This window comes from Microbacterium sp. TPD7012 (assembly GCF_003075395.1).
Classification (GTDB): Bacteria; Actinomycetota; Actinomycetes; order Actinomycetales; family Microbacteriaceae; genus Microbacterium.
Map to the genome: position 1 here is coordinate 78,062 of NZ_QDFV01000001.1, position 12,031 is coordinate 90,092.

A 12,031-nucleotide genomic window follows, 5' to 3' on the forward strand; every position below is an offset into this window, starting at 1 on the left:
ATGGTCTTCGAAGGCTCGAGCGTCGCGATCTCCCACACCGGGAAGGTCCGCTCCAACAACCAGGACTCCGGCTACTCCGGAGCGAACCTGTTCGTCGTCGCCGACGGCATGGGCGGCCACGCCGGAGGCGACGTCGCCTCGAGCATCGCGATCCACCGACTCGAGCCCCTCGACCAGCCCTACGCCTCCACCGAAGACGCGCAGGCGTCCCTCCAGGCGGCGGCGACCACCGCCGCGGGCGATCTCATCCGCGCCGCGAAGGACCGACCGGAGCTCGCCGGCCTCGGCACCACGCTCAGCGCGATCATCATGGTCGACGAGTACGCGGTCATCGGCCACATCGGCGACTCGCGCATCTACCTGTACCGCGACGACGCGCTGACCCAGATCACCGCCGACCACACCTTCGTGCAGCGCCTGGTCGATTCCGGTCGCATCACGCCGGAAGAAGCCCGCTACCACCCGCGCCGCTCAGTGCTCATGCGCGTGCTCAGCGACATGGACTCCGACCCCGAGCTCGACATGTTCGTCATGCACACGCAGCCCGGCGACCGCTGGCTGCTCTGCTCCGACGGCCTGTCCGGCGTGGTCGACGAGGCCCACATCCTCAAGGCGATGCAACTCGGCCTCGCCCCCGGGCGCACGGCCGACAACCTGCTCAAGCAGGCCCTCGACGGCGGCGCCCCCGACAACGTCACGATCGTGCTGGTCGACGTCGGCGGACAGCATCCGATCCACACCGGCACCGCGACCGTCGTCGGCTCGGCGTCGAACCCGTCCGGCGTCTACGTGCCGCCCGTGCGCCCGACGCGCGGCAACTGGCTGCACCCGGTGCGTCAGGCCGCCAACGAGCCCAGCCACTTCGAGCCGGCCCCCGAGTACCTCGAGGAGCTCATCGAGGAGGATCGTCGTCGCGCCAAGCGCCGCCGCCTCGGCTGGATCGCGGGAGTCCTCGTCGTCCTCGTGATGCTCGGTGTAGCCGCGTTCGCGGCCTACAGCTGGACGCAGACGCGGTACTTCATCGGCGCCGACGACGACAGCGTCGTGATCTTCCAGGGCGTGCAGCAGAACATCGGTCCGATCACGCTGTCGACCCCGCTCGAAGACACCGACATCCTCCTGGCGAACCTGCCCCCGTACCAGCGGGCATCCGTCGAGCGCACGATCACGGCCCGCTCGCTCGCCGACGCGATGGCCATCGTCGACCGTCTGCGCGCCGGCGCCGACGCGAACGCCATCGAGCAGACGCCCCTCCCGACTCCGCTGCCCACGCCCGTCCCGACTCCGGAAGAGACTCCCGCCGGCGGAGGTGAGGGATGAGCACCGACGTCGCCGCCGACACCAGCGTCATCAAGGCCCTCAAGCGCATCCGGATGCCGCAGACGCAGCGCAACCGCGAGTTCTGGCTGCTGCTCTTCGCGTGCGCGATCAGCGGTGCGGCGCTGACCCTCGTCCAGCTCGGCGCACTCGGCGTGATCGACCCGGTCGTGCTCGCGATCGGTGGCGGACTCGCGGTGCTCGCCTTCGCCCTGCACTTCGTGCTGCGCGTCGTGGCCGCCGACGCCGACCCGTTCGTCGTGCCGATCGCGACCCTGCTCAGCGGCATCGGCATCGCGATGATCTACCGCATCGACATCGCGAAGGCGAACACGGGCTGGGACGCCTACTCGACCAAGCAGCTCGCCTGGACGGCGATCTCGCTCGCCGGCGCGATCGCCGTGGTCATCCTGCTGCGCAACTACCGCGTCCTGTTCCGCTACACCTACATCTTCGGCCTCACCGGCATCGTGCTGCTCCTGCTGCCCTTCGTGCCGGGCCTGCGCATCGACGACGCGAACGCGGCCGTGTGGGTCTCGCTCGGCGGCGTCTTCGCCTTCCAGCCCGGTGAGCTGGCCAAGATCGCCCTCGCGATCTTCTTCGCCGGCTACCTGGTGCGCACCCGCGAGAGCCTCACGTCGGTGGGCAAGCGCGTGCTCGGCATCACCTGGCCGCGCATGCGCGAACTCGGGCCGGTGCTGGTCGTCTGGGTCATCTCGCTCGGCATCATCATCTTCCAGCGCGACCTCGGCACCGGAACCCTCATCTTCGGCATGTTCGTCGCGATGCTGTACGTCGCGACGGGCAAGACGAGCTGGGTGCTCATCGGTCTGACCCTCGTGGTTGCCGGCGTCGCCCTCGCCACCCAGATCCTCAGCTACGTGCAGGGACGCTTCATCAACTGGCTTTTCCTGTTCGACTCCTCGCAGGTCGACCCCGACGGCGCCGGCTACCAGCCCATGCAGGGCCTGTTCGGACTCGCCCGCGGCGGCCTCATCGGCACCGGCTGGGGTCAGGGCCGCCCCGAGATCACACCGCTCGCGCACAGCGACTACATCATCACGAGCCTCGGCGAAGAGCTCGGCCTGATCGGGCTGTTCGCGATCCTCTGCCTCTACATGGTGTTCGTCAGCCGCGGCATGCGCATCGGTCTCGCCGGTCAGGACGACTTCGGCAAGCTCCTCGCCACCGGGCTGTCGTTCACGATCGCGCTGCAGGTGTTCATCATGGTCGGCGGCGTGACGCGCATCATTCCGCTGACCGGCCTCACGACGCCGTTCCTCGCGGCCGGCGGCTCGTCGCTCGTCGCGAACTGGCTCATCGTGGCACTCCTGCTGCGCATCTCCGACGGCGTGCGCCGCCAGCCCCGGGTGGTGATCGGATGACCAAGGAGCTCCGCCGCCTCAGCATCGTGATGCTGTTCATGTTCATCGCGCTGTTCGCCGCGAGCAGCTGGATCCAGGTGGTCGAGGCCGACAGCCTCGCCCAGAACAGCCACAACAAGCGCACGCGCCTGGACAGCTACGAGATCCAGCGCGGATCGATCATCGTCGACGGCGCCGCGATCGCGACCTCGATCCCGAGCGACGACCAGTACCAGTTCCAGCGGGTCTACTCCGACGCGCCGATGTGGGAGCCGGTGACCGGCTGGTTCAACCCGGCGCTCGGCTCCGCGACCGGCATCGAGGAGGCGATGAACGCCGACCTCTCCGGAACGGGCTCGAACGCCTTCCTCGCCGAGGTCGAGCGCATCCTCTCCGGCCAGCCGCAGCGTGGCTTCAGCGTGGAGCTGTCGCTGAACACCGCCGCACAGCAGGCCGCCTACGACGCGCTCCAGGGGTACCAGGGCGCGGTCATCGCGATCGAGCCGGCGACCGGGCGCATCCTGGCCATGGTCTCGACTCCGGGCTTCGACACGAACCTGCTGGCCTCGCACGATGCGGATGCCGCCAACGCGACCTACGACCAGCTCGAGTCCGATCCCACCAAGCCGCTCTCCAACCGCGCACTCCGGGGCGACCTGAACCCTCCGGGCTCGACGTTCAAGCTCATCACCGCCGCCGCCGCGTACGCGAGCGGGGAGTGGACACCCGACTCGACCCTGCCGAACCCCTCCCGTTACACGCTCCCCGGCTCCTCCAACACGGTGTCCAACGCCTGGGGCGGAACCTGCGGGTCCGGCGACACGGTCACGATCGCCGAGGCTATCCGCTTGAGCTGCAACATCCCGATGGCGGAGCTCGCCGTCGAGCTGGGCGACGACCGGATCCGCGAGATGGCGGAGAAGTTCGGTTTCAACAAGAGCTTCTCGACGCCGCTCGAGTCCACACCGTCGAGCTACCCTCGGGCCCTCGATGACGCGCAGACCGCGCTCTCCGGATTCGGGCAGGGCCAGGTCACCGCGACGCCGCTGCAGATCGCCATGCTGGCCGCCGGCATCGCCAACGACGGGGTCGTCATGAACCCGCAGATGGTCGACGCCGTGATCGGCAACGACCTCTCGGTCATCCGCTCGTTCGAGAACAGCGAGTTCGGCCGGGCGATGGAAGCGGAGACGGCCGACCAGATCACCGCATCCATGGTCGCGAGCGTCTCAAACGGCGCCGCGCAGGGTGCAAGAATAGACGGGATCGACGTGGCGGGTAAGACCGGGACGGCAGAGAACGGAAACAGGCCGCACACGTTGTGGTTCACCGGTTTCGCACCGGCGGACGACCCCGCGGTCGCAGTAGCGGTCGTCGTCGAAGACGGCGGCGGACAAGGGCAGTCCGGAAGCGGCGACACCATCGCCGCTCCGATTGCGAAGAAGGTCATAGAGGCGGTGCTGGGCAGATGAGACCGACGCAGGGTGTGTCGTTCGGTGGTCGCTACGAGCTGCAGTCGCGAATCGCGATCGGCGGCATGGGCGAGGTGTGGGAGGCGACGGATCACGTCATCGGACGTACCGTCGCGATCAAGATCCTCAAGGACGAGTACATGGGGGACCCCGGGTTCCTCGAGCGATTCCGCGCCGAGGCGCGGCACGCGGCTCTCGTCAACCACGAGGGCATCGCCAGCGTGTTCGACTACGGCGAGGAGAACGGCAGCGCGTACCTCGTCATGGAGCTCGTCCCCGGTGAGGCGCTGTCGACCGTGCTCGAGCGCGACGGCGCGCTGAGCGCCGACAAGACGCTCGACATCGTCGCCCAGACGGCATCCGCTCTGCAGGCGGCGCATGCCGCCGGTCTCGTGCACCGCGACATCAAGCCGGGCAACCTGCTGATCACGCCCGACGGCCGCGTCAAGATCACCGACTTCGGCATCGCGCGCATCGCCGACCAGGTGCCGCTGACCGCGACCGGTCAGGTCATGGGCACCGTGCAGTACCTGTCGCCGGAGCAGGCGTCGGGCCACCCGGCGTCCCCCGCGACCGACACGTACTCGCTCGGCATCGTGGCGTACGAGTGCCTCGCGGGCAAGCGTCCGTTCACGGGCGAATCGCAGGTCGCGATCGCGATGGCGCAGATCAACGAGCAGCCTCCGCCGCTGCCGCCGACCGTGCCGATCCCGGTGCAGAACCTCGTCATGGCGATGATCGCCAAGAAGCCGTCCGACCGCCCGTCGTCCTCGGCGACCGTGGCGCGTGCCGCGCAGGCCCTGCGTCGCGGTGACCTGAACTCCGCAGCGATCGCCGTGCCGGCGATCGCCACCGGCGGGATCGCGGGGAACGACGACGCGACCCGGATGCTGTCCGCCACCGGTGATGAGGGCGCCACCCGCATCCTCCCGACCACCGCCCAGCTCCCCACCGAGGAAGCGGCGGAGGAGAAGGAGAAGAAGAAGCGCAGCCCGTGGACGTGGCCGCTGATCGCCCTGATCGCGCTGCTCGTGATCGTGCTCGGCGGCACCATCTGGGCGCTGTCGCAGCAGGGTGACCCGAACGCCGACCCGACGGGGTCGCCGACGACCTCGGCGCCGCCGAGCAAGACACCCACGCCCACCCCGCCACCGACGCCCAAGGAGACGCGTGTCGATGTGACCGCGCTGAACCTCGGCGGCATGGACTGCGGCGGCGCGACCGCGACGCTCACGGGCGCCGGATTCGTCAGCGACATCACGTGCGTCGACGGCGACCCGGCTCCGAGCGACGGCGAGGTCGGCAAGGTCTACAACGTGGCGCCTTCGGGCAACGTGCTCACCACCACGCCGATCGTGCTCACGGTCTACGCGGCTCGCACCGCCCTGCCCACGCCGACGGATGCCCCCACGATCACGGGTGACCCGGTCGCCGGAGGCACCGTGACGGTCGCGTGGGGCACCGGCTTCACCTGCCCGAGCGGCTCCACCCTCTCGGGCTACGTCGTCTCGGTGCAGAACGGCACGTTCGTGTCGGGCGGCCCCACCTTCCAGCCGACGCAGCGCAACACGCAGATCAAGGTGGCGGATGCCGCGGGCCAGCAGCTCATCGTGACCTACCAGGGCATGTGCTCCGGCGGCGATCAGCGCACCTCTGACGCGTCGCCCCCGCTGTCGGTCACGATCACGGCCCCGGGCGGGGACGGCGAGGGTGACGGCGACGGCGGAGCCGCCGGGTAGCCTAGTTCCAGCTCAGTCATCGTCGTTCCAAGGGGGGTATTCCGTGTCCACAGAGCCGCGCGTTCTCGCGGGTAGGTACCGCGTCGACGAGCTCATCGGGCACGGCGGCATGGCGAAGGTCTACCGCGGATACGACCTGACGCTCGGTCGCGCCGTCGCGATCAAGATCCTCGACCCCGACCTGGCCCGTGACACGGCGTTCCGCACCCGGTTCCGTCTCGAGGCGCAGGCGGCGTCGCGCATGGCGCACCCGTCGATCGTGCGCGTCTTCGATGCCGGCGACCCCTCCTCGAGCGCGCATTCGACAGGCTCAGCGACCCAGCCGGATGAGGATCCGCCCTACATCGTGATGGAGCTCATCAGCGGAACCCTGCTGAAGGACATCATCGCCCGGGGTCCCGTACCCGTCGACGACGCCGTCCGCTACGTCGACGGCATCCTCGAAGCCCTCGACTACTCGCACCGGGCGGGCGTCGTGCACCGCGACATCAAGCCCGGCAACGTGATGGTCACCGACAAGGGCCAGGTCAAGGTGATGGACTTCGGCATCGCCCGAGCCGTCTCCGACTCCTCGTCGACGGTCGCCGAGACCACGCAGATCATCGGCACGGCCGCGTACTTCTCGCCCGAGCAGGCGAAGGGCGAGCCGGTCGACGCGCGCGCCGACCTGTACTCGACCGGTGTCGTCCTGTACGAGCTGCTCACGGGACGACAGCCGTTCCGCGGCGACTCCCCCGTGGCTGTCGCCTACCAGCACGTCAGCGAGACGCCGGTCCCGCCGACTGAGGTCAACGAAGACGCACCGGGCGCACTCGACCCGATCGTCCTGCGAGCCCTCGCGAAGGATCCGTACCAGCGGTTCCCGGATGCCGCGCACTTCCGCTCGGCACTGGACTCTGCGCTCACCGGGGCCGCTCCCACGCGCAAGCAGGTCGGCGCGCTGACCAGCGAGCTCTACGGTCCGAGCCCTCGCCAGGCGCAGGAGACGGCGCGCTCGCTGCGTCAGCTCAGCACCGACACGACGATGGCCCGCACGCAGTCCGGTCCTCCGGTCGCGTGGATCTGGGCCGGCGTCGCCCTGCTCGCCGTGCTGCTGGCCTCGGTGCTGTTCTGGGTCGTCACGATCAGCATGCGTCCTCCCGAGGTGCCCAGCTCCTCGAAGGTCGTCCCCGACCTCGTGAACGTCTCGTCCGAGCGAGCGCAGGACGACCTCGCGGCACTCGATCTCACCTCGACCATCGTGATCGAGTCGAGCTCGGAGATCGCCGAGGGGAACGTCATCCGCACCGATCCGGAAGCCGGCGTCGCCGTCGAGGCGCGCACGGCCGTCACGCTCTACGTGTCATCCGGCGAGGATGTCGTCGTCGTCCCGCAGCTGGAGGGCATGGCGCTCACCGATGCGAAGAAGGCCCTGGCCGATGCGGGTCTCCAACTCGGCACGGTGGTGCAGCGCAACGACAAGGGCACGAAGGCCGACACCGTGATGACGGCCAGTCAGGCGGCCGACGCGGAGGTTCCTCCGGGGACCGTCGTCGACCTGGTCGTCGCGAGCGGCAAGGTGACGCTGACGGACCTCACCGGCTGGACGGTGGATGCCGCCTCGACGAACCTCACCGATCTCGGACTCACCCCCACGCCCGTGGAGGCGGCGGACTGCCCGGCCACGAAGCCGGCGACCGTCCATTCCATGTCGGTCGCACCGGGTGACGTGCCCATCGGCTCAGCGGTCGAACTCCGGTTCTGCACTGGACCGTAGGGCGTCGCACACGCCCTGGGTCCCTGAGCCTGTCGAAGGGCCTTGAGCCCTGTCGAAGCGCGCTCGGCGCACGTCAGCGGGAGAGCGGATGCAGGTGCTCGGAGAGCGCCACGGCATCCGTGTCCCCGCACATGTCGAGCCAGTTCGCGAGGAGTCGGTAGCCGCCTTCGGTGAGCACGCTCTCGGGGTGGAACTGCACGCCGTGGATCGGGAGGTCGCGGTGTGCCAGACCCATCACGGTGCCGGTCTCCGTCCACGCGGTCACGACCACGTCGGCCGGAAGAGCGGATGCCGCGAGCGACAGCGAGTGGTAGCGCCCGGCGTCGAACGGAGAGGGGATGCCGGCGAAGAGCGCGGATCCGTCATGCCTCACGGCCGAGACCATGCCGTGCATGAGCTCCGGAGCCTCGGTCACCGCCGTGCCGAACACCTCGCCGATCGCCTGATGGCCGAGGCAGACGCCGAGCAGCGGCATCCGCAGGCGCATCGCCACGCGGACCGCATCCATCGAGGCCCCGGCGTCGGCGGGGGTGCCGGGCCCTGGCGAGAGCAGCACCGCATCGAATCCGGGGAGGAGCTGCCCGAGGGCGTCGGCATCCGTCGCATCCGACTCGATCATCGTGGTGTCGGCGCCCAGCTCGTGAAGGTACCCGACCAGGGTGTGCACGAAGCTGTCGTGGTTGTCGACCACGAGGACTCGCGTCATTCGACGTCGACCTCGCCCGGCGTGATGAGCGGGCTCACCCAGGGGAACACGTACCAGAACAGCCCGTAGAGCACGGCGGCGATCACGACGAGCAGGATGATCACCCGCACCCACCAGGGACCGGGGAGCAGGCGCCAGAGTGCGGAGTACATCAGTCTTCTCCCTCGGAGGCGGCCATGGTCAGATCGACGGTGCGGCCGGGGGCGGCGGCGGGTCGGTGAGGGCGGGAGGCGGGCCTTCGGCCCGCGGCTGGAAGCTCTCGAACACCCCGTAGGCGACGATGCGCTCGGCGAGCGAGTACAGCGGGGAGCAGGCCGTGAGCGTGATGTACTGTTCGCCGGTCTGCTGTTCGGGCATCTGGGGCACGTCGGCCAGCACGTCGGTCTGGGTCGGCGTGACGTACTCGAGGTTCCGGAACCGGTAGGTGTACCAGCCGTCGGCCGTCTCGACGACGATCGCGTCGTTCAGCTGCAGCTTGTCGAGCTGGTTGAACGGCTTGCCCCAGGTGGTGCGGTGACCGGCCATCGAGAAGTTCCCGGCTTCGCCCGGCATCTTGGAGTTCTTGTAGACGCCGATCCCCAGCTGGTCGAGCGTGCCCGCTCTGCTGGTGCCGCCCCAGATCCCGAAGTTGTAGTCGGCGCCGAAGCGCGGGATGTGCATCTGGGCGAACCACTCGCCGTCGGCCGGGGCCGCGGGGATCGGAGCCTGGTACACCGTCGCACCGTCGTCGGTCTCGATCAGCGGGGGCGGCTCGGGGGCCTCGCCCTGCGCGAGCTGCTGCGACATCGCGGCACCCTCGTCGTTCTTCTGGGCGCTGATGATGATGTCGCCGATCCACATCTGCCACGCGACGAACAGCAGCACGACGACGCCGGCGGTGAGCAGGAGCTCGCCGAGAACGCTCGCGAAGGTCGCGCGGGAGCGCGGGCGCTCGCGTCGCGGGCGTCGCCCCCCAGGCACGACGGATGCAGTCATGGCGCGATCTTATCGTCCGCAGCTGGCCGCCGGACGAAGGTCTGGGTGCGGGATAGGCGTCATGGGTAGAATGTCGGCATGGCACGTGAGCGTAAGACCGAAGAACCCGCCGTCGAGCGCGCCGAAGGCGAGGCCGCTCCCAACGCCGTGTGGTTCAAGCCGGTGATGATCGGCTTCATGCTGCTCGGCCTCGCATGGATCCTCGTGTTCTACATCTCCGGCATGCAGTTCCCGATCCCGGGACTCGACAACTGGAATCTGGCCATCGGCCTCGGCATCGCTCTCATCGGGTTCCTCATGACCACCCGCTGGCGCTGACCCGCCTCCGAGTTCTTCCGAAAGGCCCCTCGCATCGCGAGGGGCCTTTCGTTTCCCCTGCCTCGAGTCGGCGTCGAATAAGGCGGCCACGTCCGACCGTCCCCCCAAGAAGTTATCCACAGCCTTGTGCACAGCCTGGGGAGAATTACACCGGTGTTATTCACAGGGTCATTCACCCTGTCGACACGCGTGGATCAGGCCAGGATGATGAGCGGCGGCACGAAGGCCACGACCACGATCAACAGCACCGTGACGGCGGCGAGCAGCACGATCTGCCAGACGCGCTGTTCTCGGCGCTTGGTGCGGGTGAAGATGAAGGCGATCAGCGCACCGATCACGAGCCCGCCGAGGTGCGCCTGCCAGGCGATGTTCTGCGAGAACACGAACCCGTAGACCAGGTTGATGCCGAGGATGACCAGGAGCCCGGTGACGTTGGCGCCGATGTGACGGCCGATGATCAGCAGCGCCGCCATGAGACCGAAGATCGCGCCGGACGCACCGACCGTCGACGTTCCCGGGGCGATGACCGCAACCGCGACGGACCCGCCCAGACCGCTGATCAGATACAGCGCGAGGAAGCGGGCGCGGCCGAGCATGGGCTCGAGGCTCTGCCCCAGCATCCACAGGGCGAGCATGTTCAGCGCCAGGTGGATGAAGCCGCCGTGCACGAACATCGCGGTCAGCAGCCGCCAGGGCTCGAAGGGCAGGGCGAAGAGGTTCGGATAGAGATACGGTGCGGCGAAGAGCAGGGTGTTGGTGATCTCACGCCCGATGCCGGGTATGAGCTGCACCAACCCGATGAACGAGGTCACCGCGAGCAGGATGTAGGTGACGAGCGGCCTGCCGCTGCGGGCGAGCGTCATCGTCGTGCTGGAGCTCCTCGCGCCCCAGCGTCGCTGCGCCCGCTTCTGCGCGGGGGTGCGATTCTTCTGCTGCTCCTTCATGCACTCCGGGCAGATCACGCCGACGGGTGCCTGCGTCTGGCACTCGGGGCAGATCGTGCGGAGGCAGCGCTGGCAGAGCACGAAGCTCTGCCGACCCGGATGCCGGTAGCAGAAGTTGTCGCGGTTGTCCGCGAACTCAGGCGTCGTCATCCGGATCGGCCGCAGCTGTCGTCAGGCCGCGACGATGTCGATCGACTGCAGCACGACCGGCTCGATCGGGCGGTCGCCCGCCGCGGTCGGAACGGCGGCGATGGCGTCGACGACGGCCTTGGAGGCGTCGTCCGCGACGGCGCCGAAGATCGTGTGCTTGCCCTGCAGCCACGGGGTCGGGTCGGTGGTGATGAAGAACTGCGACCCGTTGGTGCCCTCGGGCTTGCCGGTGATGGCGTTGCGGCGGAGGCCGGCGTTCGCCATCGCGAGGATGTAGGGCTCGTTGAAGTCGAGCTCCATGTTGATCTCGTCGTCGAAGTTGTATCCGGGACCGCCGACGCCCTGTCCAAGCGGGTCGCCGCCCTGGATCATGAAGTTGGGGATGATGCGGTGGAAGATGACGTCCTTGTAGAGAGCGCCCTCGCCCGGCTTGCCGGTGGCGGGGTGCGTCCACTCCTGGGACCCGTCGGCCAGGCCGACGAAGTTCTTGACCGTCTTCGGAGCGTGGTCGCCGAAGAGGTTGATGACGATGTCACCGTGGTTGGTGTGCAGAGTTGCGACGTGGGAAGCGTGAGCCATGTGCTCATTCTCGCAGAGCTTCCGGTGAGTTCGCCCGTTCATGGCGCGCCCGCGGCGGGGCACGTACGCTACCGCTCGGCTCGTCCGTTGGCAAGGGGACGCAATTTCCCGACTCCCACCCAGCCTCGTCTGGCAAGATGGGGAACCCGCACTGCAATGGACAGGAGAACATCGTGAGCCTCAGCCGCAAGCGGAAGAAGGAACTGCGTCGTCTGCAGAAGGAAGCCACCCAGCTCTGGGAGTCGCAGCAGGTCGTCGTCGGCCACGCCGCAGACGTCGCCCGTGAGGCGAGCCGTCAGCTCGGCAGCCTCGGTCGCGAGCAGGTGCTCCCCGTCGTTCAGGACACGTACAACCGTCGCGTCGCCCCCGTCGTCGACCAGGGCGTGAAGATCGGCCGTCACGTCGTCGACGACAAGGTCGTCCCGATCGTCGGCGGTGTCGTCGGCAGCGCTCTCACCGCGTGGGACTACGCGAACGCCAAGCGTCACGGCGTCGCTGCCCCGGCACCCCGCGGAGCGTTCGGCAAGAAGCAGAAGTCGGGCCCCGGGCTCGGTTCGGTCGTCGCGATCATCCTCGGCGCCGCAGCCGCCGTCGGCGTGCTCTACGCCGCCTGGCAGGCACTCCGCGCCGACGACGAGCTCTGGGTCGCGGACGACCCGCTCTCCGCGCCGGACGCGTGACCTCGCCTGATCTCCCCTCCGTCGCCTCGGG

General features: G+C 68.8%; 12 protein-coding genes. 7 read left to right on the plus strand and 5 right to left on the minus strand.

The genetic code is table 11. The features are described 5' to 3' along the window. Genes DC434_RS00395 through pknB form a run of 5 tightly spaced genes read left to right on the plus strand, consistent with a single transcriptional unit; the run spans nucleotide 1 to nucleotide 7,648 of the window. Nucleotides 1–1,320: a PP2C family serine/threonine-protein phosphatase gene (locus DC434_RS00395; RefSeq protein WP_116633312.1), complete on the plus strand. Its 1,320-nt coding sequence runs from the start codon at nucleotides 1–3 to the stop codon at nucleotides 1,318–1,320. Continuing rightward, nucleotides 1,317–2,702 carry an FtsW/RodA/SpoVE family cell cycle protein gene (locus DC434_RS00400; protein ID WP_116633313.1) on the plus strand — a complete coding sequence of 462 codons (1,386 nt, stop codon included), beginning with the start codon at nucleotides 1,317–1,319 and terminating at the stop codon, nucleotides 2,700–2,702. Before DC434_RS00395 ends, DC434_RS00400 begins: the two co-directional genes overlap by 4 nt. Further along, on the plus strand, nucleotides 2,699–4,153 hold the full coding sequence (locus DC434_RS00405; RefSeq protein ID WP_116633314.1) for a penicillin-binding transpeptidase domain-containing protein: 1,455 nt from the start codon (nucleotides 2,699–2,701) through the stop codon (nucleotides 4,151–4,153). The genes DC434_RS00400 and DC434_RS00405 overlap by 4 nt, the downstream gene beginning before the upstream one ends. Next, nucleotides 4,150–5,892: a serine/threonine-protein kinase gene (locus DC434_RS00410; protein ID WP_243408735.1), complete on the plus strand. Its 1,743-nt coding sequence runs from the start codon at nucleotides 4,150–4,152 to the stop codon at nucleotides 5,890–5,892. Before DC434_RS00405 ends, DC434_RS00410 begins: the two co-directional genes overlap by 4 nt. 43 nt (nucleotides 5,893–5,935) lie before the next feature. Next, the gene (gene pknB, locus DC434_RS00415) at nucleotides 5,936–7,648 is read left to right on the plus strand and encodes a Stk1 family PASTA domain-containing Ser/Thr kinase (RefSeq protein ID WP_116633316.1); all 1,713 of its coding nucleotides are present in this window, start codon (nucleotides 5,936–5,938) and stop codon (nucleotides 7,646–7,648) included. A gap of 73 nt (nucleotides 7,649–7,721) precedes the next feature. Here pknB and DC434_RS00420 read toward each other — a convergent pair whose 3' ends face one another. Genes DC434_RS00420 through DC434_RS00425 form a run of 3 tightly spaced genes read right to left on the minus strand, consistent with a single transcriptional unit; the run spans nucleotide 7,722 to nucleotide 9,329 of the window. Beyond that, entirely contained in the window at nucleotides 7,722–8,354 is a 633-nt protein-coding gene (locus DC434_RS00420) for a gamma-glutamyl-gamma-aminobutyrate hydrolase family protein (RefSeq protein WP_116633317.1), read from the minus strand. Beyond that, nucleotides 8,351–8,506: a hypothetical protein gene (locus DC434_RS20030; RefSeq protein ID WP_165807956.1), complete on the minus strand. Its 156-nt coding sequence runs from the start codon at nucleotides 8,504–8,506 to the stop codon at nucleotides 8,351–8,353. The genes DC434_RS00420 and DC434_RS20030 overlap by 4 nt, the downstream gene beginning before the upstream one ends. Before the next feature lie 28 nt (nucleotides 8,507–8,534). Then, nucleotides 8,535–9,329 carry a class E sortase gene (locus tag DC434_RS00425; RefSeq protein WP_116633318.1) on the minus strand — a complete coding sequence of 265 codons (795 nt, stop codon included), beginning with the start codon at nucleotides 9,327–9,329 and terminating at the stop codon, nucleotides 8,535–8,537. Between the two features lie 78 nt (nucleotides 9,330–9,407). On the opposite strand from DC434_RS00425, the gene DC434_RS00430 reads away from it, so the two are divergent. Continuing rightward, nucleotides 9,408–9,647: a cell division protein CrgA gene (locus DC434_RS00430; protein ID WP_116633319.1), complete on the plus strand. Its 240-nt coding sequence runs from the start codon at nucleotides 9,408–9,410 to the stop codon at nucleotides 9,645–9,647. Nucleotides 9,648–9,841: 194 nt separating this feature from the next. Here DC434_RS00430 and DC434_RS00435 read toward each other — a convergent pair whose 3' ends face one another. Together DC434_RS00435 and DC434_RS00440 are read right to left on the minus strand one after the other, a co-directional pair. Continuing rightward, a complete protein-coding gene (locus DC434_RS00435; RefSeq protein ID WP_116633320.1) occupies nucleotides 9,842–10,741 on the minus strand; it encodes a rhomboid family intramembrane serine protease in 900 nt (299 codons plus the stop codon). Nucleotides 10,742–10,762: 21 nt separating this feature from the next. Further along, nucleotides 10,763–11,320, minus strand: a complete 558-nt coding sequence (locus DC434_RS00440; protein ID WP_116633321.1) for a peptidylprolyl isomerase — start codon at nucleotides 11,318–11,320, stop codon at nucleotides 10,763–10,765. Nucleotides 11,321–11,493: 173 nt separating this feature from the next. On the opposite strand from DC434_RS00440, the gene DC434_RS00445 reads away from it, so the two are divergent. After that, nucleotides 11,494–12,000: a DNA helicase gene (locus tag DC434_RS00445; RefSeq protein ID WP_116633322.1), complete on the plus strand. Its 507-nt coding sequence runs from the start codon at nucleotides 11,494–11,496 to the stop codon at nucleotides 11,998–12,000. Nucleotides 12,001–12,031: the final 31 nt, after the last annotated feature.